The following is a 21,596-nucleotide window of genomic DNA, read 5'->3' on the forward strand; positions in this document are numbered from 1 at the left end:
AGACAGGCAGAAAATCAGGCGGGCATCATAGCAGCAGCCTCCCCAAGCAGCGCAGCATGCGCTTTTCCTTGCCGCAGGTAGCTTGAAGCTTGTCGCTTCCCTTATAGTTGCCGACTTCCCTCGTTTTACCAGTGCAGCCGATCACCATGACCGAAGCCCGCAAGATTCTCGTTACCAGCGCCCTCCCCTACGCCAACGGCTCCATCCACCTCGGCCATATGCTCGAGTACGTGCAGACCGACATGTGGGTGCGCTACCAGAAGCTGCGCGGCAACCAGGCGATCTACGTCTGCGCCGACGATGCCCACGGCTCGGCCATCATGCTGCGCGCCGAGAAGGAAGGCATCACCCCCGAGCAGCTCATCGCCAACGTGCAGGCCGAGCACACCGCCGACTTCGCCGACTTCCTGGTGGACTTCGACAACTACCACTCCACCCACTCGCAGGAAAACCGCGAGCTGTCGGCGGCCATCTACCTGGCGCTGCGCGACAAGGGGCATATCGCCACCCGCGCGGTGACCCAGTACTTCGATCCCGAGAAGGGCATGTTCCTCGCCGACCGCTTCATCAAGGGCACCTGTCCGAAATGTGGCACCGAGGATCAGTACGGCGACAACTGCGAAAAATGTGGCGCGACCTACTCGCCGACCGAGCTGAAGAACCCGCGCTCCGCCATCTCCGGTGCGGTGCCGGTGCTCAAGGAGTCGCAGCACTTCTTCTTCAAGCTGCCGGACTTCGAAGCCATGCTCAAGCAGTGGACGCGCTCCGGCGCGCTGCAGGAGGCGGTGGCCAACAAGATCGCCGAATGGCTCGACGGCGGCCTGCAGGAGTGGGACATTTCCCGCGATGCGCCCTACTTCGGCTTCGAGATTCCCGGCGAGCCGGGCAAGTACTTCTACGTCTGGCTGGACGCACCGATCGGTTACATGGCCAGCTTCAAGAACCTCTGCGCGCGCCGTCCGGAGCTGGACTTCGATGCCTTCTGGGGCAAGGACTCCACCGCCGAGCTGTACCACTTCATCGGCAAGGACATCGTCAACTTCCACGCCCTGTTCTGGCCGGCCATGCTCGAAGGCGCCGGCTACCGCAAGCCCACTGCGGTCAACGTGCACGGCTACCTGACGGTAAACGGGCAAAAGATGTCCAAGTCGCGCGGCACCTTCATCAAGGCGCGCACCTACCTGGACCACCTGAACCCGGAATACCTGCGCTACTACTACGCCTCCAAGCTGGGCCGCGGCGTGGACGATCTGGACCTGAACCTCGAGGACTTCGTGCAGAAGGTCAACTCGGACCTGGTCGGCAAGGTGGTCAACATCGCCAGCCGCTGCGCCGGCTTCATCCACAAGGGCAACAATGGCCTGCTGGTCGCCGCCAACCCGGAGCCGGAGCTGTGGGACGCCTTCCAGGCCGCCGCGCCGAGCATCGCCGAGGCCTACGAGGCGCGCGACTTCTCCCGCGCCATGCGCGAGATCATGGCGCTGGCCGACCGCGCCAACGCCTGGATCGCCGACAAGGCGCCCTGGGCCCTGAACAAGGTCGAAGGCAAGCAGGCCGAGGTGCAGGAAATCTGCGCGCTGGGCATCAACCTGTTCCGCCAGCTGGTGATCATGTTGAAACCCGTGCTGCCGAAGCTGGCCGCCGATGCCGAAGCCTTCCTCAATGTGAAGCCGCAAACCTGGGCCGACCTGTCGCTGCCGCTGGCCAACCACCAGCTCAACCCGTTCAACCCGCTGCTGACCCGCATCGAGCCGGCGAAGATCGAAGCCATGGTCGAAGCCTCCAAGGAAGACCTCGCCGCCGAAGCGTCCAAACCCCAGGGCAATGGCGAACTGGCCAAGGACCCGCTGGCCGCCGAGATCAACTTCGACGCCTTCGCCGCCGTCGACCTGCGTATCGCCCTGATCGAGAAGTGCGAGTTCGTCGAGGGTGCAGACAAACTGCTGCGCCTGTCGCTGGATATCGGTGACGAGAAGCGCAACGTGTTCTCCGGCATCAAGTCCGCCTACCCGGACCCGAGCAAGCTGGAAGGCCGCCTGACCCTGTACGTCGCCAACCTGGCGCCGCGCAAGATGAAGTTCGGCATCAGCGAAGGTATGGTCCTGGCCGCCGGCCCCGGTGGCGAGGAAATCTACCTGCTCAGCCCGGACAGCGGCGCCAAGCCGGGTCAGCGCGTCAAGTAAGCGCCAGCTAGGCTTATAGGCATCGAACAAGCCGGCCAATGCCGGCTTGTTTGCATCTACGCGCTTCCCGATAATAGGCGCCCTTTTCCTACGGCCTTTGCGCACTCGACGGCAACCCGATGACCGAACTCGTCCTGATCATGGTCAGCGCCATCCTGGTCAACAATTTCGTGCTGGTGCAGTTTCTCGGCCTGTGCCCGTTCATGGGCGTGTCGAAGAAGATCGAAACCGCCATCGGCCTGTCGCTGGCCACCACCTTCGTGCTGACCCTGGCTGCCATGTGCAGCTACCTGGTGCAGCAGTACGTGCTCAAGCCGCTGGACCTGGAATTCCTGCGCACCATCAGCTTCATCCTGGTGATCGCGGTGACCGTGCAGTTCACCGAGATGGTGGTGAACAAGACCAGCCCGCTGCTCTATCGCGTGCTGGGCATCTTCCTGCCGCTGATCACCACCAACTGCATCGTCCTGGGCGTGGCCCTGCTCAACGCCAACAAGGCCGAGTTCACCTTCATCACCGCCACCGTCAACGGCTTCGCCGCGGGTCTGGGCTTCTCCCTGGTGCTGGTGCTGTTCGCCGCCATGCGCGAGCGCATCGCCATCGCCGACGTGCCGAAATCCTTTCAGGGCGCGGCCATCGGCATGATCACCGCCGGTCTGATGTCGCTGGCCTTCATGGGCTTTGCCGGGTTGATCAAGCTATGAGCCTGGTTCTCGTCGCCGTCCTCGCCCTGCTCGCGCTGTGCCTGATTGCTGGCGCCATCCTCGGTTTCGCCGCGGTGCGCTTCAAGGTCGAGGGCGACCCCATCGCCGAACAGATCAACGCCCTGCTGCCACAGACCCAGTGCGGCCAGTGCGGCTACCCGGGCTGCAAGCCCTACGCCGAGGCGATCGCCGGCGGCGACAAGATCAACAAGTGCCCGCCCGGCGGCGAAGCGACCATCCAGGCGCTGGCCGACCTGCTGGACGTCGAACCCGAGCCGCTGGATGCGGTGGAAGGCGAGAAGCCGCAGATGGTCGCGTTCATCCGCGAAGCCGAATGCATCGGCTGCACCAAATGCATCCAGGCCTGCCCGGTGGACGCCATCGTCGGCGCTGCGCGGCAGATGCACACGGTGATCGCCAGCGAATGCACCGGCTGCGACCTGTGCGTCGAACCCTGCCCGGTGGACTGCATCGACATGATCGAAGTCGGTAGCACCGTGCAAAGCTGGAAATGGGACAAGCCGCTGGCGCCCGGCCAGTTGATCGCCAGCGACCGGGAGCAGGCGGCATGAGCGCGCAGGAAAAGATCTGGGATATACCCGGCGGCATCCACCCTGCCGAGCGCAAGGAGCTGTCCAACCGCACGCCGATCCAGCAGGCGCCGCTGCCCAAGCGCCTGGTGTTGCCGCTCGGCCAGCATATCGGTGCAGTCGCCGAGCCCTGCGTGGTGGTCGGCCAACGGGTGCGCAAGGGCGAGAAGATCGCCGAGGCCAACGGCTTCGTCAGCGCGCCGCTGCATGCCCCGACCTCCGGTACCGTCAGCTTTATCGGCCCGCAGCCCTACCCACACGTCTCCGGCATGCTGGCGCCGGCTGTCGTCATCGACAGCGACGGTCTGGACGAATGGGTCGACCTGACGCCGCATGGCGACTACCGGCATATGGCATCCGCCGAGCTGCTGGCGCTGATCCGCGAGGCCGGCATCAGCGGCCTGGGCGGCGCCGGCTTCCCCACCGCGGTGAAGCTCACCGCACGGCCGACGCAGAAGATCCACACGCTGATCATCAACGGCACCGAGTGCGAGCCCTACATCACCGCCGACGACCTGCTGATGCGCGAGCGCGCCGGCGAGCTGGTTTCCGGCATCGATATCCTGGTGCAGCTGATCCAGCCCGATCAGGTGCTGATCGGCATCGAGGACAACAAGCCCGAGGCCATCGCCGCGGTGCGCGGCGCCTGCAGCGAGCGCAGCTACCAGGTGCGGGTGTTCCCCACCAAGTACCCCTCCGGCGGCGAGAAGCAGCTGATCCAGATTCTCACCGGTGTCGAGGTGCCCTCGGGCGGGCTGCCGGCCGATATCGGCATCCTCTGCCAGAACGTCGGCACCTGCACGGCCATTCACGACGCGGTGGTGCTGGGCAAGCCGCTGATTTCGCGCATCACCACCCTGACCGGCGAGGCGCTGGCGCGCCCGGGGAACGTCGAGGCGCTGCTCGGCACGCCGGTGGGCGAGCTACTGGAGTTCGCCGGGCTGGACACCGGCAAACTCAATCGCCTGATCATGGGCGGTCCGATGATGGGCTTTACCCTGCCCAGCCTCGAGGTGCCGCTGATCAAGACCAGCAACTGCCTGCTGGCCAGCACCGCCGTCGAGCTGCCGCCGCCACCGCCGGCCATGCCCTGCATCCGCTGCGGCGAATGCGCCGAGGCCTGCCCGGCCAGCCTGCTACCGCAGCAACTGCACTTCTTCGCCCTGGGCCAGGAGCACGAACAGCTCAAGGCGCACAACCTGTTCGACTGCATCGAGTGCGGTGCCTGCGCCTACGTCTGCCCATCGAGCATTCCGCTGGTGCAGTACTACCGTGCGGCCAAGGCGGAAATCCGCGAGCTGGAACAGAAGCAGCTCAAGGCCGAGCACTCCAAGCAGCGTTTCGAGCAGCGCCAGGAACGCCTACGTCGCGCCGAGGAACAGAAGGAAGCCGAGCGCAAGGCACGCGCCGAGAAGGCCGCCCGCGCCAAGGCGGCGCAGGCCGAGGCACCGGCGGTAGCGGCAGCCGCGCCGGCCGATGAGGCGCTGAAGAAACTCAAGATCGAAGCCAGCATGGCCCAGGTCGCGCTGAAGAAGGCGGAAAAACAGCTGGCCGCCCACGACACGCCCGAACTGCAGGCGCAAGTCGCTGAGCTGCGTGCCGCTGCCGAAGCCGCACAAAAGGCCTTGACCAACGCACAGGCAGCTGCACCTGCCCCGACGCCCAAGCCCGCCGGCGACGAGGCGTTGAAGAAGGCCAAGATCGACGCTGCCATGCTCAAGGCCCAGCTGCGCAAGCTGGAAAAGATCGAAAACCCGGACGACGACCAGCAGGCCGAACTCGCTCGCCTGCGCCAGCAACTGGAAGCAGCCGAGAAAGCCCTGGCCGATCTGGAAAGCCAGGCGCCCGCCCCTGCCGCCAAACCGGCCGGCGACGACACCTTGAAAAAGGCCAAGGTCGAGCTGGCGATGAAACGCGCCGAACTGAAGAAGGCCGAGAAGGCCGGCGCCGACGAAGCCGACCTGCAGCCGCTGCGCGCTGCCCTGGCTGCCGCCGAACAAGCCCTGCATGCGGCCGAGGCGGCTTCGGGCAAGCCGGCGCCGGAGCTGGTACGCACCGAACGCCCCGGCGTGGACGAAAAATTCAAGGCGCTGAAGACCGAGGTGGCCTTCGCCCGCGCCGACCTGCGCAAGCTGGAGCGTGACGAGAGCGCCGCGGGCGAGGCGCTGGAACAGGCGCGTACACGCCTGGCCGAAGCCGAACGCAAGCTGGCCGAATACCAGACGTAGCGATCGCCCTGGATAGGTCAGGCAGCACAACGATTAAAGCCCCTCTCCCACTTGTGGGAGAGGGGTTGGGGAGAGGGCCAGTACGCCGCACCCTCTCCCCGGCCCTTTCCCGTAAACGGGAGAGGGGGAACGAAAACGCCGGCACACCGGAACAGCGCCCCGGATTGCATCCGGGCTACAGTCGCGTCGGAGCACCCGGGCGGCACAGACAACAGTAGCCCGGATGCAATCCGGAGAATGAACACCACTGCACTCAATACGAACGCAGTAACAGGAGCGCCGATGGCCCTGCCCCGCATCACATCGCCCCACGCCAAGGGCAGCAACCGTACCCAGCAGGTCATGCTGCAGGTGCTGCTGGCCACCGTGCCGGGCATCCTCGCGCTGACCTGGCTGTTCGGCGCCGGCACCCTGTTCAACCTGCTCTGGGCCAGCCTCTGCGCGCTGGGCTTCGAGGCCGCGCTGCTGGCCGCGCGCAAGCGCCCGGTGGCCTTCTTCCTCAAGGACTACAGCGCCCTGGTCACCGCCGTGCTGCTGGCCCTGGCCTTGCCGCCCTATTCGCCATGGTGGCTGACCCTGATCGCCTGCGGCTTCGCCATCGGCTTCGGCAAGCAGCTTTATGGCGGACTCGGGCAGAACCCCTTCAATCCGGCTATGGTCGGCTACGTGGTGGTGCTGATCTCCTTCCCGGTGGAAATGACCAGCTGGCCCGCGCCGCACGGCGTCGCCGCGCTGGACGGCATCAAGCACATACTCGGTATCGCCAGCCTGCCAGACGGCTGGGCCCAGGCCACCGCGCTGGACGCGCTGAAAGTGAACAAGAGCCTGACCATCGACGAGCTGTACGCCGTCAACCCGGCTTTCGGCCATTTCGGCGGCACTGGCAGCGAGGCGGTCAACCTGGCGTTCCTCGCCGGCGGCCTGTACCTGCTGCACAAGCGGCTGATCACCTGGCACGCGCCGGTGGGCATGCTCGCCGCGCTGTTCGTCATGAGTCTGCTGTTCTGGAACGGCAGCGGCTCGGATTCCAACGGCTCGCCGCTGTTTCACCTGCTCACCGGGGCCACCATGCTCGGCGCCTTCTTCATCGTCACCGACCCGGTATCCGGCGCTACCAGCAATCGTGGGCGTCTGGTGTTCGGCATCGGCGTCGGGATACTGGTCTACGTGATCCGCGCCTGGGGCGGTTACCCGGACGCGGTGGCCTTCGCCGTGCTGCTGATGAACCTGGCCGCGCCGACCATCGACTACTACACCCGGCCGCGTAGCTACGGCCATCGCAAGCCCAACAGCGGCTTCAAGTTGGGAGAATGAGCATGCTGCCGGAAATCAGCCGCTCGATGCTGAAGAACGCCCTGGTGCTTGGCCTGTTCGCCATTGGCACCGTCGGCAGCGTGGCTCTGCTGCAACAGGGCACTGCCACGCGCATCGCCGCCGCCGAGCGCGAAGCGCAGGTACGCGCCCTGGCCGAAATCCTGCCGAGCGGCAGCTATGACAACCACCTGCTGGACAACCGCATCGAACTCAATGCCCCCGAGCTGGGCCACCGCAGCCCGCAGTCGGCTTACCTGGCCTTGAAGGGCGACCAACCCAGCGCGCTGATCCTGCCGGTGACTGCACCGAACGGCTACAGCGGCGCCATCCACCTGCTGGTGGGCATCTCCGCCGATGGCCGCCTGGCCGGTGTGCGTGTGCTTGGCCACCGAGAGACTCCGGGCCTGGGCGACAAGATCGAACTGGCCAAGAGCGACTGGATACGCAGCTTCGAGGGCAAGTCCCTGAGCGATCCCAACGAAGACGGCTGGGCAGTGAAGAAGGATCGCGGCGATTTCGACCAGTTCGCCGGCGCCACCATCACTCCGCGCGCCGTGGTCAAGGCCGTGCACGGCGCCCTGCGCTACTTCGACAAGCACCGCGCCCAATTGCTGGGCCTGGCGGAGAACGAACAATGACCAGCTACCGCGAAATCAGCTTCAACGGCCTGTGGAAGAACAACCCGGCGCTGGTGCAGCTGCTCGGTCTGTGCCCGCTGCTGGGGGTGAGCAACTCCACGGTCAACGCCCTCGGCCTGGCCCTGGCCAGCGCGGTGGTGCTGGTGTGCTCCAACACCGCGGTGTCGCTGGTGCGCGGTGTGGTCAATACCGCCGTGCGCCTGCCGGCCTTCGTCATGATCATCGCCGCACTGACCACCTGCATCGAGCTGCTGATGCAGGCCTTCACCTACGAGCTGTACCAGATCCTCGGCATCTTCATCCCGCTGATCACCACCAACTGCGTGATCCTCGGCCGCGCCGACGGCTTCGCCGCCAAGCACGACCCGGCCCGCGCCGCCTATGACGGTCTGATGATGGGCCTGGGCTTCGGCCTGGTGCTGGTCATGATCGGCGCCATCCGCGAACTGCTCGGCACCGGCGCCCTGTTCGCCAACATGCACCTGTTGTTCGGGCCGATTGCCGCCGAGTGGAAGCTCACCCTGGTACAGGACTACAAGGGCTTTCTGCTGGCCATCCTGCCGCCGGGCGCCTTTATCGTCCTGGGCCTGCTGATCGCCGGCAAGAACCGCATCGACCAGATCGCCGCGGAACGGGCCAAGGCCGCCGCGCCCGAGGCGCCCGTACAAAGCCGCCGCGTTCGCGTTACCGGAGTCATCGAATGAACGCCGCCAAACGCCTGGAAATCTTCCGTCGCCTGCACGAGGACAACCCCGAGCCGAAGACCGAGCTGGCCTACAGCACGCCGTTCGAGCTGCTGGTAGCGGTGACGCTATCGGCCCAGGCCACCGACGTCAGCGTCAACAAGGCCACGGCCAAGCTGTTTCCGGTGGCCAATACGCCGGAGGCCATCTACGCCCTGGGCGTCGAGGGACTTTCCGAGTACATCAAGACCATCGGCCTGTACAACAGCAAGGCGAAGAACGTCATCGAGGCCTGCCGCATCCTCATCGAGAAGCACGGCAGTCAGGTGCCGGACAACCGCGAGGACCTCGAAGCCCTACCCGGCGTCGGCCGCAAGACCGCCAACGTGGTGCTCAACACTGCGTTTCGCCAGCTCGCCATGGCCGTGGACACGCACATCTTCCGCGTCAGCAACCGCACCGGCATCGCGCCGGGCAAGAACGTGGTCGAGGTGGAGAAGAAGCTGCTCAAGTTCGTGCCCAAGGATTACCTGCTCGACGCCCACCACTGGCTGATCCTGCACGGACGCTACGTCTGCACCGCACGCAAACCGCGCTGTGGAGCCTGCCGCATCGAGGATCTGTGCGAGTACAAGGCAAAAACCTCCGACGATTGATCGACCATAGAATCCGGCGATCTTCTGATTGAAAAAATCTTTTTTACCCGCTCAATTTTTGCCGCTATAAGGTGCGCAAATGGCCCCGGTAACTGGCCTGGAGTGGAATAGATGAGCACTGACAAAGAAGATCTCGAGCTGGACGAAGACTTTGTCGCGGACGATGCAGACGATGCCGAGCCTGCGGTGGAAGTCGCCAAGACCAACCTGACCAAGCGCCGCATCATCGACAACTTCCTCGAAGAGCGTCGCCTGCACAAGCAGCTGGCCGAATACGATTTCGATATCTGATCGCGCCACGCAAGAAGCCCCGCCAGCCGCGGGGCTTTTTCGTTTCAGCTCACCGCACGCAGGGCACGACGCGCGCACTTGTTGGCGTACATCGCCGCATCGGCCTGCACCAGCAGGCTATCGAGCCCCTCGTCGGGATTCAGCGACGACTCGCTGATCCCCATGCTCATCGACAGACGCTGCCCGGCGCCGCCCTCCCTGCCCCGCAATGCCTGCTCCAGACGACGCAGCACCTCTTCGCTGTCGCTGTAGTCGCTGGCCAGTACGACGAATTCGTCGCCGCCCAGGCGGGCGATCACGTCGGTCACACGAAACTGTGCCTTGAGCAGGTCGGCGGCCGCCTTGATCAGGCGGTCCCCGGCGTCATGGCCGAAGCGATCATTGACCGGTTTGAGATCGTCGAGATCGGCGTACAGCAGCAGGCAGCGCCCCTTGCGCCGACGCGCCGCGCGCAGCTCGCGCTCGGCCAGCAGGCGAAAGCCGCGCCGGTTGTACAACCCGGTCAGTTCATCGGTCAGTGACAGCTGACGCACCGCCTGCTCGGCCAGCTGGCGCTCACGAACCTCATCCTGCAAACGTCGATTGGCCTCGGCCAGTTGCCCGGTACGTTCGTCGACGCGCTGCTCCAGCTCGGCATACACCTGGATATTTTCCAGTGCCACCGACGTGGAATCGGCCAACGCCTGCAGCAACTCGACCTGCCCATCGCAAGCCTGATAAGGCTGTGCCCAGTAGGTGCCGATGGCGCCGATCGGCTCCAGAGTGCGAATCGGCACCATCACCAGGCTTTTGACGAAGGTCGGGCGATAGACCTCGTGGGGAATGCGCGAGTCGGCGTAGATATCGGGGATCACCGTTGCACAGCGGTTCAGCATGACCCAGCCGCTGATACAGGAGGTCAGGGGGAAGCGCTGCCCCTTCCACAGAGGCGAGATGGCGTCCTCGTCGCGATAGAAGCACTGCTGCCCGTCGCGCAGGACGAAGGTTGCGCCGTCGGCACCGGTCAGCTCACGGGCCGCGCTGCGGACGATCTCCACCACACGGTCCACGTCCTTGGCCATCGACAGCTCCTGGACTACGCGAATGAGGCGCAGGGCCTGAGAATCAGTCGTCATGGGGCACCTCGCTGATCAGCGAATGGCCACTTATTTTGTAAGCATTTACTTACAAGATTCGCCAGCTGTCAATCGTTCCGCTTGGCTGAGAGCAGTTCGATCCGGTAGCCGTCCGGGTCCTCGACGAAGGCCAGGATGCTGCTGCCGTGCTTCATCGGCCCCGGCTTACGGGTAATCCTGCCGCCGCGCGAACGGATGTCCTCGCAGGCCTTGTAGACGTCTTCGACTTCCAGGGCGATATGGCCGTAGCCAGTGCCCAGCTCGTAGCTATCGACGCCCCAGTTGTGAGTCAGCTCGATCACACTGTTGTGCGCCTCGTCGCCGTAACCGACGAACGCCAGGGTGAACTGGCCGTCCGGATAGTCCTTGCGGCGCAGCAAGGTCATGCCCAGCACCTCGGTGTAGAAGGCAATGGATCGGTCCAGGTCGCCGACACGCAGCATGGTATGCAGCAGTCTCATCAGATTTTCCTCTACTGGAAAGCAGAACCCCGGCGCGTGGCCGGGGTTCTTGTGACACGGTGCAGCCAGTCTATCAGACCAGCTTGCGCCCCTTGCCTGCAGCGATACGCATGCGCAGCGCGTTGAGCTTGATGAAGCCCGCCGCGTCCTGCTGGTTGTAGGCGCCGCCGTCTTCCTCGAAGGTCGCGATGTTGGCGTCGAACAGCGAATCGTCGGACTTGCGCCCGGTGACGATGACGTTGCCCTTGTACAGCTTCAGGCGCACCACGCCGTTCACGTTGGCCTGGGAGGCGTCGATCATCTGTTGCAGCATCAGACGCTCCGGGCTCCACCAGAAACCGTTGTAGATCAGGCTGGCGTATTTCGGCATCAGCTCGTCTTTCAGGTGAGCCACTTCGCGGTCGAGGGTGATCGACTCGATGGCGCGGTGGGCCTTGAGCATGATGGTACCGCCAGGGGTTTCGTAGCAGCCGCGCGACTTCATGCCGACGAAACGGTTCTCGACGATGTCCAGGCGACCGATGCCGTTCTCGCCGCCGATGCGGTTCAGCTCGGCCAGCACCTGGGCCGGGGTCATGGCCTTGCCGTCGATGGCGACGATGTCACCGGCGTTGTAGGTCAGCTCGATGTAGGTCGGAGTTTCCGGCGCCGCTTCCGGCGACTTGGTCCAACGCCACATGTCTTCTTCGTGCTCGGTCCAGGTGTCTTCCAGCACGCCACCCTCGTAGGAGATATGCAGCAGGTTGGCGTCCATGGAGTACGGCGACTTCTTCTTGCCGTGGCGCTCGATCGGGATGGCGTGCTTCTCGGCGTAGTCCATCAGCTTCTCGCGCGACAGCAGATCCCACTCGCGCCAGGGGGCGATGACTTTCACGCCCGGCTTCAGCGCATAGGCGCCCAGTTCGAAACGCACCTGGTCGTTGCCCTTGCCGGTGGCGCCGTGGGAGATGGCGTCGGCGCCGGTCTCGTTGGCGATCTCGATCAGGCGCTTGGCGATCAGCGGGCGAGCGATGGAAGTACCCAGCAGGTACTCGCCTTCGTAGATAGTGTTGGCGCGGAACATCGGGTAGACGAAATCGCGGACGAATTCTTCGCGCAGGTCGTCGATGTAGATTTCCTTGACGCCCAGGGCCTGAGCCTTGGCGCGGGCCGGTTCGACCTCCTCGCCCTGGCCGAGATCGGCGGTGAAGGTCACCACTTCGCAGTTATAGGTATCTTGCAGCCACTTGAGGATCACCGAGGTGTCCAGGCCACCGGAATAGGCCAGAACCACCTTTTTGACGTCCGCCATGCCATCACTCCACGGGTTGTACGGTAAAACCCGTGATTCTACTGGCCCCGCGGGCCAATTTACAGGGGTGCGACAGCCTGTGATGACAAAGCGACGCAACGCAGCGTGGCTTCTGCTCAGGAAGGCGTGCTGCCAAGCGGGTCGGCCGGGGTGTTTGGCGGGGCGCTCTGTGGCGCGCCAGGAGGCGGCACCTCTGGTGCAGGCACGCGATCCAGACGCAGGGTGGCGCGACGATTCTTCGCCCGATTGGCCTCGTTGTTGTTCGGTACCAGGGGGTAGCGCTCGCCATGAAAGCGCATGGTGATTTGTTCGACCGGTATGCCGCCGGCCACCAGATACTCCTGCACGGCCAGCGCGCGGCGACGTGATAGGTCTCGGTTGGTCAGGCGATTGCCGCTGTTGTCGGCGTGGCCGTCGATCTGGAAGCTGTTGATGCTGGGGTCGGCCTTGACGAAGTCGAGGATGATGTCGAGCTTGGCCTTGGCCATGGCATCCAGTTCGATGCCGCCACCGGGAAAGCCGATCTGCGCCTGGCGAATCTGATCGAAATTAACCGGCAGCAGCTTGGCGGTGCACGCCTGGTAATCGTCATAGGCCTTGTGAAACTTCACCGGCAGCAGCCGCACTTCCAGATTTTCGCCGCCATTGAGCGTGCGATGACGCACTACCGGGCTGCGCCCTTCCAGCAGACCGGTGAGCAGGCGCGCGCCCTGCTCCTGCGAGCTGTTGAACGGCACCTCGCCATTACCGACGCTGACCACGCCCAGATTGATATCACCGCGCCCCGGCTGCCAGGGCGCCGCCGCCGCCAGCAGGGTCGCCGAGCCAGGCCCCATCCAGCGCTCACGCGCCTTGAGGCGGAAGGTCACCTGCTCACCGGCGCGGCGCACGAATTCGCCGCTGCCGAAATTGCTGATCGGCTGACTGAGGCGGCATTCGAACTGATCGCCCTCGACCGTCCACTCCACCTTCTCCAGCCGCGTCTGGAAGCTGATGGCATGCGCCGGCAGGCACAGAGGCATGCCAGCCAGCAGGCTGATCAGAAGCAAATTGGGCGCACGCACGACAGGCTCCACGGCGGTTCAGGGCATTCTCACGGGGTATCGGTCGGACGTACGGAAACTTGACCCTCGCGTGCGATTGTCGCGTCGGCGCAAGCGCGAAGCGGCGCTTTTTCAGTTAACATGCGGCCACGTTTTACCCGCCTGGAAGCCTTCATGTCCGACCGCCTGACTCTCCTGCGTCCCGATGACTGGCACATTCACCTGCGCGACGGCGCGGTGCTGCCACATACCGTCGGCGACGCCGCGCGCACCTTCGGCCGCGCCATCATCATGCCCAACCTGGTTCCGCCGGTGCGCAACGCCGCCGAGGCCGACGCCTATCGCCAGCGCATTCTCGCTGCGCGCCCGGCTGGCAGCCGCTTCGAGCCGCTGATGGTGCTCTACCTCACCGACAACACCAGTCCCGAGGATGTGCGCGCGGCCAAGGCCAGCGGTTTCGTGCACGCGGCCAAGCTCTACCCGGCCGGCGCCACCACCAACTCCGATTCGGGCGTCACCAGCATCGACAAGATTTTCCCGGCGCTCGAGGCCATGGCCGAAGTGGGCATGCTGCTGCTGGTGCATGGCGAAGTGACCCGCGCCGAGATCGATGTGTTCGACCGCGAGAAGGCCTTCATCGACGAGCACCTGACCCGCGTGGTCGAGCGTTTCCCCACGCTGAAAGTGGTGTTCGAGCACATCACCACCCGTGACGCGGTGCAGTTCGTCGAGGCGGCCTCGGCCAACGTCGGCGCCACCATCACGGCCCACCACCTGCTGTACAACCGCAACCACATGCTGGTTGGCGGTATTCGTCCGCACTTCTATTGCCTGCCGATCCTCAAGCGCAACGTGCACCAGGAAGCCCTGCTCGATGCCGCCACCAGCGGCAACGTCAAGTTCTTCCTCGGCACTGACTCGGCGCCGCACGCCAAGCATGCCAAGGAAGCGGCTTGCGGCTGCGCCGGCTGCTACACCGCCTTCGCCGCCATCGAGCTGTACGCCGAGGCCTTCGAACAGCGCAACGCGCTGGACAAGCTGGAAGCCTTCGCCAGCTTCCATGGCCCGGACTTCTACGGCCTGCCGCGCAACAACGACAGCATCACCCTGGTGCGTGAGGAATGGACCGTGCCGGCCAGCCTGCCGCTGGGCGACAACAGCGTGGTGCCGCTGCGTGCCGGCGAAACCCTGCGCTGGAAGCTGCTGGAGGGCCAGGCGTGAGCGAAGACAGCTACGACGACGAACTCGACCCCAGCCTGCCGTCCGGCCCGCGCACGCCCATGGCGGCGCGCTTTCGCGGCTACCTGCCGGTGGTGGTGGACGTGGAGACCGGCGGTTTCAATTGCGCCACCGACGCCCTGCTGGAAATCGCCGCGACCACCATCGCCATGGACGAGGGCGGCTTTCTCTATCCGGATCACACCCACTTCTTCCGCATCGAGCCCTTCGAGGGCGCCAATATCGAGGCGGCGGCGCTGGAGTTCACCGGCATCAAGCTCGATCACCCGCTGCGCATGGCGGTGAGCGAGGAGCATGCCCTGGGCGAGATCTTCAAGGGCCTGCGCAAGTCGATCAAATCGGCCGGCTGCAAGCGCGCCATCCTGGTGGGCCACAACAGCAGCTTCGATCTGGGCTTTCTCAACGCCGCGGTGGCGCGTTGCGGCATCAAGCGCAACCCCTTCCATCCCTTCTCCAGTTTCGATACCGCCACCCTGGCCGGCCTCGCCTACGGCCAGACCGTGCTGGCCAAGGCCTGCCAGGCCGCGGGCATCGAGTTCGATGGCAAGGAGGCGCACTCGGCGCGCTACGACACCGAGAAGACGGCCGAGCTGTTCTGCGGCATCGTCAACCGCTGGAAGGAAATGGGCGGCTGGGACGAGTTCGATCAGTAGGGGCAACCCGCTCATGAAAAAACCGGCGCACGCCGGTTTTTTCATATCAGGCCTCGGGGCCTGTACCGTTCGTCAGGAGATGCGAGCATTCGCAATCGATCTTTGACAAGCATTCTCATTAACATTAGTATCCGACCCATCGAACAGAACTACCAAGACGAGCCTTGCTTATGTACGTCTGCCTCTGTGAAGGTGTCACCGATACGCAAATCCGCGACGCGGTCTATGAAGGCTGCTGCAGCTACCGTGAAGTCCGCGGCACCCTGGGCATCGCCAGCCAGTGCGGCAAGTGCGCCTGCCTGGCCAAGCAGGTGGTACGCGAGACCATCGCCGAAGTGCAGAGCAGCCAGGCCAGCCTGGCCTACCCCGCCGGTTTCGCGGCTGCCTGATAGATGAATGAAACAAAAAAACCGGATCGAATGATCCGGTTTTTTTTCGCCCGAACGTTGGTCGCGCGCGAAGGCTACAGGCCGTCGCGCTCCACATGGTCGAGGTTCACCGCCTCGCCCGGCTTGGCGTGCAGCCTGGCGCGGATGTCCTCGAAGATTGCGTCGTATTCCTGGTGCGCACGCATGATCGGGCTGTGATTGGCCGGCAGGCCATGCTTGGCCACCAGCCGGGAAATCACGCTGGCGAAGTTGAAGGCGGTGTCGCGGTGCATGGCAAAGGTTTCCTCGAAGGCCTTGCCATCGATCTCGCCGACCAGACGCCCGTGCAACATGGGGCCTTCCTGCGAGTCCTTGCGCACCTCGTAATAGAAATCGATGCTGTAACCAGGTTGCCCGCCCAGACCAGGCGGATTGCTGCGATGCAGATGACCAGGTTCGAACATGGGGCTCACTCCTTTGTCTTGGCACTGCGAAGTTGCTCCCTGACGGGAGCGTGCGATGAGTCTAGCCCGCGACTTGCAGCCGTGCAGCGCACCCTTTCAGTGCAGAGTCGAATCCCCTGCCCTTTCCTGAACCAGCACCCAGGGTGCGACCACCACCGCCCATAGCTGCGGGTCACGCTTGAGCAGATCTGCAGCACGCGCGTCCTCGAGGCGGCCCACCAGCCCTTCGTTCATCCACTGCGCGACACGGGCCTGATCGTTCTCCGCCACGGCCTGCGCGACCGCCACCAGATCCTGATTGCCCTCGACCCAGAGCAACGCACCGCGGGCGAAGAAAGGCTGCAATTCCTGCCAGCGAATCGGTGCGGTTTCGCCAAGCAGCTTGGCATAGAGGGTGCTAGATTGATCCGTCATGGTGTGGCCTGTGTCGATGGCGTGAATGAGGGCGCGCAATGATAGCGTCAGCAGCCCTTCTGGCAACCGCACGACGCTCGCCAACCGACTGAAGCCACGCCGTTTTTCTATACATTTCTTGCAATTACGCGACACCCCCGTGTTCCGCCTCCCGCTACCGGCTTTTCAAGGCGCAAATTCGCGCTCTAAACTGCTCCGGTACAGTTGCCGGAGGCGTTACCGGGATCATGGACCCGGTTCTGCAGCTTCGGCCGCAAGAACTACAACAACGATAAACACAAGAGTGGAGCACTCATGAACAAGGCTAAGCAGATTTCCAAGCTGTTCGCGGCAATGGCACTGGCGGGGGCGGCCAGCTATTCGATGGCGGCCGACAACATCAAGATCGGCCTGGCCGGTCCGGTGACCGGTGCTGTGGCTCAGTACGGTGAAATGCAATTCATCGGCGCCAAGATGGCCATCGAGCAGATCAACAAGGCCGGCGGCGTCAACGGCGCGCAGCTCGAAGGCGTGGTTTACGACGACGCCTGCGATCCGAAGCAGGCCGTGGCCGTTGCCAACAAGATCGTCAACGACGGCGTCAAGTTCGTGGTTGGCCACCTGTGCTCCAGCTCCACTCAGCCGGCTTCCGACATCTACGAAGATGAAGGCATCCTGATGATCACCGCGGCCTCCACCAGCCCGGACATCACCGCGCGTGGCTACGAGCTGGTGTTCCGCACCATCGGCCTGGACAGCCTGCAGGGCCCGACCGCCGGCAACTTCATCGCCGACCACGTCAAGCCGAAGAACGTCGCCGTCATCCACGACAAGCAGCAGTACGGCGAAGGCATCGCCACCGCGGTCAAGCAGACCCTGGAAGGCAAAGGCGTGAAGGTCTCCCTGTTCGAAGGCATCAACGCCGGCGACAAGGATTTCTCCGCGCTGATCGCCAAGCTGAATCAGGCTGGCGTCGATTTCGTCTACTACGGCGGCTACCACCCGGAACTGGGCCTGCTGCTGCGCCAGACCAAGGAGCGTGGCCTGAACGTCAAGTTCATGGGGCCGGAAGGCGTGGGTAACAAGGAAATCTCCGCTATCGCCGGCCCGGCTTCCGAAGGCCTGCTGGTGACCCTGCCGAAGTCCTTCGACCAGGATCCGAAGAACCAGGCGCTGGTCGAGGCCTTCAAGGCCAAGAACGAAGACCCGAGCGGTCCGTTCGTGTTCCCGGCCTACGCTGCCGTTCAGGTCATCGCCGAAGGCATCGAGAAAGCCGGCGATACCGACACCGCCAAAGTGGCCGCAGCCCTGCGCGCCAACAGCTTCGACACCCCCACCGGCACCCTGGCCTTCGACGAGAAGGGCGATCTGAAGGACTTCAGCTTCGTGGTGTACGAGTGGCACCAGGACGGCACCAAGTCCGAAGCCAAGTAAGCTTCCTGTCTGAGCCAAAGCCCACTGCGCGAGCAGTGGGCTTTGTTTATTAGAAGAATTCCGGCCTCGCGCTGCGCCACAAGCGCCGCTTTACGCAAGCGCCCAGGAGTTAGGCAATGCCTGATCTTTACCATTACCTGCAACAGCTGCTCAATGGCCTGACCATTGGCAGCACCTATGCCCTGATCGCCATCGGCTACACCATGGTCTACGGCATCATCGGCATGATCAACTTCGCCCACGGCGAGGTTTACATGATTGGCTCGTACGTAGCCTTCACCGTGATCGCCGGCCTCGCCATGTTCGGCCTGGAAGCCGTGCCCTTCGTGATGATCGCGGCGTTCGCCGCCACCATGATCGTCACCAGCGCCTACGGTTACAGCATCGAACGGGTGGCCTACCGCCCCCTGCGCGGCGGCAATCGTCTCATCCCGCTGATCTCCGCGATCGGCATGTCGATATTCCTGCAAAACGCCGTGCTGCTTTCGCAGGACTCCAAGGACAAGGCCATCCCCAGCCTGCTGCCTGGCAATTTCATCCTCGGTGAAAGCGCGGCCAACGGCGTGGTGGTGTCCTACATGCAGGTGCTGATCTTCATCGTCACCTTCGTCACCATGATCGCTCTGACCCTGTTCATCTCCCGCTCGCGCCTGGGCCGTGCCTGCCGCGCCTGCGCCGAAGACCTGAAGATGGCCAACCTGCTCGGCATCAACACCAACAACATCATCGCCCTGACCTTCGTCATCGGCGCGGCGCTGGCCGCCGTCGCTTCGGTACTGCTGGGCATGAACTACGGCGTGATCAACCCGCACCTGGGCTTCCTCGCCGGCATCAAGGCCTTCACCGCTGCGGTACTCGGCGGTATCGGCAGCATCCCGGGCGCAGTGCTCGGCGGCCTGCTGCTGGGCGTGGCCGAAGCCTTCGGCGCCGATATCTTCGGCGATCAATACAAGGACGTGGTGGCGTTCAGCCTGCTGGTGCTGGTGCTGCTGTTCCGTCCCACCGGCATCCTTGGCCGCCCGGAGGTGGAAAAGGTATGAGCCGCAACCTCAAATCCGCGATTTTCAGCGCCCTGCTGGTGCTGATCATCTCCTACCCGGTCCTGGGCCTGAAGCTCACCACCGTCGGCATCAGCCTGCGCGTGGAGGGCGCCACCGCCTTCGAACTCTGGTGCATCGGCGGCGCCGCGGCACTGATCTTCCTCTGGCAACTGCTGCGTGACCGCATCACTCCGACCTGGGCCCAACTGCCCAAGCTGCCCAGTGGTTCCGGCCAGCTCGGCAACTTCCTCACCCTGCCCTCCACCCAACGCTGGATCATCCTGGCGATGGTCATGGTGGCGCTGGTGTGGCCGTTCTTCGCCAGCCGCGGCGCGGTGGACATCGCCACGCTGATCCTGATCTACGTGATGCTCGGCCTCGGCCTGAACATCGTCGTGGGCCTGGCCGGCCTGCTCGATCTGGGTTACGTCGGCTTCTACGCCGTCGGTGCCTACAGCTACGCGATCCTGGCGCACTACTTCGGTCTGGGCTTCTGGATCTGCCTGCCGCTGGCCGGCATGATGGCCGCGCTGTTCGGCTTCCTGCTGGGCTTCCCGGTGCTGCGCCTGCGCGGTGACTATTTGGCCATCGTCACCCTCGGCTTCGGCGAGATCATCCGTATCCTGCTGCGCAACCTGACCGAGCTGACCGGCGGCCCCAACGGCCTGAGCATCGCCAACGAGAACAAGCCGACCCTGTTCGGTCTGTCCTTCGAGCGCCGTGTGCCGGCGGACATGCCGACCTTCCACGGCTACTTCGAACTGGCCTACAACTCGCAGTACAAGGTGATCTTCCTGTATCTGATCGCCCTGCTGCTGGTGCTGCTGACCCTGTTTCTGGTCAACCGCCTGCTGCGCATGCCGATCGGTCGTGCCTGGGAAGCCTTGCGTGAAGACGAGATCGCCTGCCGTGCGCTGGGCCTGAACCCCACCGTGATCAAGCTCTCGGCCTTTACCATCGGCGCCAGCCTGGCGGGTTTCGCCGGCAGCTTCTTCGCCGCGCGTCAGGGTCTGGTAACGCCGGAGTCGTTCACCTTCATCGAGTCGGCGATGATCCTCGCCATCGTCGTCCTGGGTGGCATGGGCTCGCAGCTGGGCGTGATCCTCGCAGCCGTCATCATGGTGATGCTGCAGGAGATGCGTGAGCTGAGCGAGTACCGCATGCTGTTCTTCGGTCTGGTCATGATCTTCATGATGATCTGGCGCCCGCAAGGGTTGCTGCCGATGCAACGTCCCCACCTGGAGCTGAAGCGATGAGCCGCACGATTCTCGAAGTAAGCGGCCTGTCCATGCGTTTCGGCGGCCTGCTGGCCGTCAACGGGGTGGGCCTGAACGTCAAGGAAAAACAGGTGGTGTCGATGATCGGCCCGAACGGCGCCGGCAAGACCACCGTATTCAACTGCCTGACCGGTTTCTACCAGCCGAGCGCCGGCAGCATCCGCCTCAACGGCGAGTCGATCGAGGGTCTGCCGGGCCACAAGATCGCCCGCAAGGGTGTGGTGCGCACCTTCCAGAACGTGCGTCTGTTCAAGGACATGACCGCGGTGGAAAACCTGCTGGTGGCCCAGCATCGCCACCTCAACACCGGCTACCTGGCCGGCCTGTTCAAGACCCCGGGCTTTCGTCGCAGCGAGCGCGAAGCCATGGATTTTGCCGCCTACTGGCTGGAGCAGGTCAACCTGGTGGACTTCGCCAACCGCAGCGCCGGCACCCTGGCCTACGGTCAGCAGCGTCGCCTGGAAATCGCCCGCTGCATGATGACGCGCCCGAGCATCCTGATGCTCGACGAGCCGGCCGCCGGCCTCAACCCGCGCGAGACCGAAGACCTCAAGGCGCTGATCGGCATGCTGCGTGACGAGCACAACGTCACCGTGCTGCTGATCGAGCACGACATGAAGCTGGTGATGAGCATTTCCGACCACATCTACGTGATCAACCAGGGCACTCCCCTGGCCGACGGCACGCCGGACGACATCCGCAACAACCCGGACGTGATCAAAGCCTATCTGGGGGAGGCGTAATCCATGCTGAGCTTCAACAACGTCTCAACCTTCTACGGCAAGATCCAGGCGCTGCACGATGTCAGCATCGAAGTGCAGAAAGGCGAGATCGTCACCCTGATCGGCGCCAACGGTGCCGGCAAGTCGACCCTGCTCATGACCCTGTGCGGCAATCCGCGCGCCACCAGCGGCAGCATCCGCTACCAGGGTGAAGAGCTGGTGGGCATGGATACCCCGGAGATCATGCGCAAGAGCATCGCCATCGTGCCGGAAGGCCGTCGCGTGTTCGCCCGCCTGACCGTCGAGGAAAACCTGGCCATGGGCGGCTTCTTCGGCGACAAGGCGGAGAATCAGGAGCAATTGGACAAGGTCCTGCACCTGTTCCCGCGCCTGAAGGAACGCTTCGTCCAGCGTGCCGGCACCATGAGCGGCGGCGAACAGCAGATGCTCGCCATCGGCCGCGCCTTGATGAGCAAGCCCAACCTGCTGCTGCTCGACGAGCCGTCGCTGGGTCTGGCGCCGATCATCATCCAGCAGATCTTCGACATCATCGAGCAACTGCGCAAGGACGGCGTGACCGTGTTCCTGGTCGAGCAGAACGCCAACCAGGCGCTGAAGCTGGCCGATCGCGGCTACGTGCTGGAGAACGGCCACATCGTCATGCAGGGTAGCGGCGAAGAGCTGCTCAACGACCCCAAGGTACGCGACGCCTACCTCGGCGGCTAAGCGATACCCGCTCTATCGGAACCGCCCTTCGGGGCGGTTTCTTTTTGCCCGTGCATCGAATGCCCGCTTCGCTGAAGTCTTAA

The 21,596-nt window shown here is 64.2% G+C and carries 23 protein-coding genes; 17 read left to right on the forward strand and 6 right to left on the reverse strand.

What is annotated here, in order from left to right:
• The first annotated feature begins 146 nt into the window (after positions 1-146).
• The 9 genes from metG to BLS61_RS02115 all read left to right on the forward strand — a co-directional run bounded on the left by metG (position 147) and on the right by BLS61_RS02115 (position 9,287).
• On the forward strand, positions 147-2,183 hold the full coding sequence (gene metG / locus BLS61_RS02075) for a methionine--tRNA ligase (protein ID WP_090426684.1): 2,037 nt from the start codon (positions 147-149) through the stop codon (positions 2,181-2,183).
• Positions 2,184-2,302: 119 nt separating this feature from the next.
• Positions 2,303-2,887, forward strand: a complete 585-nt coding sequence (rsxA, locus tag BLS61_RS02080) for an electron transport complex subunit RsxA (protein ID WP_003245591.1) — start codon at positions 2,303-2,305, stop codon at positions 2,885-2,887.
• Positions 2,884-3,459, forward strand: coding sequence for an electron transport complex subunit RsxB (gene rsxB / locus BLS61_RS02085; protein WP_090426686.1), 576 nt, complete (start codon positions 2,884-2,886; stop codon positions 3,457-3,459). Before rsxA ends, rsxB begins: the two co-directional genes overlap by 4 nt.
• On the forward strand, positions 3,456-5,705 hold the full coding sequence (rsxC, locus tag BLS61_RS02090; protein ID WP_090426690.1) for an electron transport complex subunit RsxC: 2,250 nt from the start codon (positions 3,456-3,458) through the stop codon (positions 5,703-5,705). Before rsxB ends, rsxC begins: the two co-directional genes overlap by 4 nt.
• A 282-nt stretch (positions 5,706-5,987) precedes the next feature.
• Positions 5,988-7,019, forward strand: a complete 1,032-nt coding sequence (locus BLS61_RS02095; protein WP_090426695.1) for an RnfABCDGE type electron transport complex subunit D — start codon at positions 5,988-5,990, stop codon at positions 7,017-7,019.
• A 2-nt stretch (positions 7,020-7,021) separates the two neighbouring features.
• Entirely contained in the window at positions 7,022-7,657 is a 636-nt protein-coding gene (gene rsxG, locus BLS61_RS02100; protein ID WP_090426698.1) for an electron transport complex subunit RsxG, read from the forward strand.
• Positions 7,654-8,361, forward strand: a complete 708-nt coding sequence (locus tag BLS61_RS02105; RefSeq protein ID WP_079784273.1) for an electron transport complex subunit E — start codon at positions 7,654-7,656, stop codon at positions 8,359-8,361. The genes rsxG and BLS61_RS02105 overlap by 4 nt, the downstream gene beginning before the upstream one ends.
• Positions 8,358-8,996: an endonuclease III gene (nth, locus tag BLS61_RS02110; protein ID WP_003245598.1), complete on the forward strand. Its 639-nt coding sequence runs from the start codon at positions 8,358-8,360 to the stop codon at positions 8,994-8,996. The genes BLS61_RS02105 and nth overlap by 4 nt, the downstream gene beginning before the upstream one ends.
• A gap of 111 nt (positions 8,997-9,107) precedes the next feature.
• Positions 9,108-9,287, forward strand: coding sequence for a PA3496 family putative envelope integrity protein (locus tag BLS61_RS02115; RefSeq protein ID WP_004423730.1), 180 nt, complete (start codon positions 9,108-9,110; stop codon positions 9,285-9,287).
• A 44-nt stretch (positions 9,288-9,331) separates the two neighbouring features.
• Here BLS61_RS02115 and BLS61_RS02120 read toward each other — a convergent pair whose 3' ends face one another.
• The 4 genes from BLS61_RS02120 to BLS61_RS02135 all read right to left on the reverse strand — a co-directional run bounded on the left by BLS61_RS02120 (position 9,332) and on the right by BLS61_RS02135 (position 13,218).
• Entirely contained in the window at positions 9,332-10,402 is a 1,071-nt protein-coding gene (locus BLS61_RS02120) for a GGDEF domain-containing protein (protein WP_090426701.1), read from the reverse strand.
• Positions 10,403-10,470: 68 nt separating this feature from the next.
• Complete coding sequence (gene gloA / locus BLS61_RS02125) at positions 10,471-10,863, reverse strand: lactoylglutathione lyase (RefSeq protein ID WP_090426703.1); 393 nt, start codon at positions 10,861-10,863, stop codon at positions 10,471-10,473.
• Positions 10,864-10,936: 73 nt separating this feature from the next.
• A complete protein-coding gene (locus BLS61_RS02130) occupies positions 10,937-12,154 on the reverse strand; it encodes an argininosuccinate synthase (protein ID WP_090426706.1) in 1,218 nt (405 codons plus the stop codon).
• Between the two features lie 116 nt (positions 12,155-12,270).
• Positions 12,271-13,218: a flagellar protein MotY gene (locus BLS61_RS02135; RefSeq protein ID WP_090426710.1), complete on the reverse strand. Its 948-nt coding sequence runs from the start codon at positions 13,216-13,218 to the stop codon at positions 12,271-12,273.
• 153 nt (positions 13,219-13,371) lie between these two features.
• Between BLS61_RS02135 and pyrC the strand changes: the two genes are divergently transcribed.
• From pyrC to BLS61_RS02150, 3 genes are all read left to right on the forward strand, one after another.
• Positions 13,372-14,418, forward strand: a complete 1,047-nt coding sequence (pyrC, locus tag BLS61_RS02140; protein ID WP_090426713.1) for a dihydroorotase — start codon at positions 13,372-13,374, stop codon at positions 14,416-14,418.
• Complete coding sequence (gene rnt, locus BLS61_RS02145; RefSeq protein WP_090426717.1) at positions 14,415-15,089, forward strand: ribonuclease T; 675 nt, start codon at positions 14,415-14,417, stop codon at positions 15,087-15,089. The genes pyrC and rnt overlap by 4 nt, the downstream gene beginning before the upstream one ends.
• A gap of 170 nt (positions 15,090-15,259) precedes the next feature.
• Positions 15,260-15,478: a bacterioferritin-associated ferredoxin gene (locus tag BLS61_RS02150; protein ID WP_003245614.1), complete on the forward strand. Its 219-nt coding sequence runs from the start codon at positions 15,260-15,262 to the stop codon at positions 15,476-15,478.
• Between the two features lie 74 nt (positions 15,479-15,552).
• Here the strand turns inward: BLS61_RS02150 and BLS61_RS02155 are convergent, their stop codons facing one another.
• The gene (locus tag BLS61_RS02155; protein WP_090426720.1) at positions 15,553-15,921 is read right to left on the reverse strand and encodes a DUF5064 family protein; all 369 of its coding nucleotides are present in this window, start codon (positions 15,919-15,921) and stop codon (positions 15,553-15,555) included.
• Positions 15,922-16,017: 96 nt separating this feature from the next.
• Positions 16,018-16,335 carry a DUF2288 domain-containing protein gene (locus tag BLS61_RS02160; protein WP_090426879.1) on the reverse strand — a complete coding sequence of 106 codons (318 nt, stop codon included), beginning with the start codon at positions 16,333-16,335 and terminating at the stop codon, positions 16,018-16,020.
• Positions 16,336-16,629: 294 nt separating this feature from the next.
• Here BLS61_RS02160 and BLS61_RS02165 point away from each other — a divergent pair, with 294 nt between their 5' ends.
• The 5 genes from BLS61_RS02165 to BLS61_RS02185 all read left to right on the forward strand — a co-directional run bounded on the left by BLS61_RS02165 (position 16,630) and on the right by BLS61_RS02185 (position 21,513).
• Positions 16,630-17,748: a branched-chain amino acid ABC transporter substrate-binding protein gene (locus tag BLS61_RS02165; RefSeq protein ID WP_090426723.1), complete on the forward strand. Its 1,119-nt coding sequence runs from the start codon at positions 16,630-16,632 to the stop codon at positions 17,746-17,748.
• Between the two features lie 116 nt (positions 17,749-17,864).
• The gene (livH, locus tag BLS61_RS02170; RefSeq protein WP_090426726.1) at positions 17,865-18,788 is read left to right on the forward strand and encodes a high-affinity branched-chain amino acid ABC transporter permease LivH; all 924 of its coding nucleotides are present in this window, start codon (positions 17,865-17,867) and stop codon (positions 18,786-18,788) included.
• Positions 18,785-20,044 (forward strand): high-affinity branched-chain amino acid ABC transporter permease LivM, encoded by a 1,260-nt coding sequence (locus tag BLS61_RS02175; RefSeq protein ID WP_090426729.1) that lies wholly within the window; start codon positions 18,785-18,787, stop codon positions 20,042-20,044. Before livH ends, BLS61_RS02175 begins: the two co-directional genes overlap by 4 nt.
• The gene (gene livG / locus BLS61_RS02180; RefSeq protein ID WP_090426732.1) at positions 20,041-20,808 is read left to right on the forward strand and encodes a high-affinity branched-chain amino acid ABC transporter ATP-binding protein LivG; all 768 of its coding nucleotides are present in this window, start codon (positions 20,041-20,043) and stop codon (positions 20,806-20,808) included. Before BLS61_RS02175 ends, livG begins: the two co-directional genes overlap by 4 nt.
• A 3-nt stretch (positions 20,809-20,811) precedes the next feature.
• Complete coding sequence (locus tag BLS61_RS02185) at positions 20,812-21,513, forward strand: ABC transporter ATP-binding protein (protein WP_090426735.1); 702 nt, start codon at positions 20,812-20,814, stop codon at positions 21,511-21,513.
• The last annotated feature ends 83 nt before the right edge of the window (positions 21,514-21,596 follow it).

It is taken from the genome of Ectopseudomonas guguanensis (assembly GCF_900104265.1).
Lineage (GTDB): Bacteria > Pseudomonadota > Gammaproteobacteria > Pseudomonadales > Pseudomonadaceae > Aquipseudomonas > Aquipseudomonas guguanensis.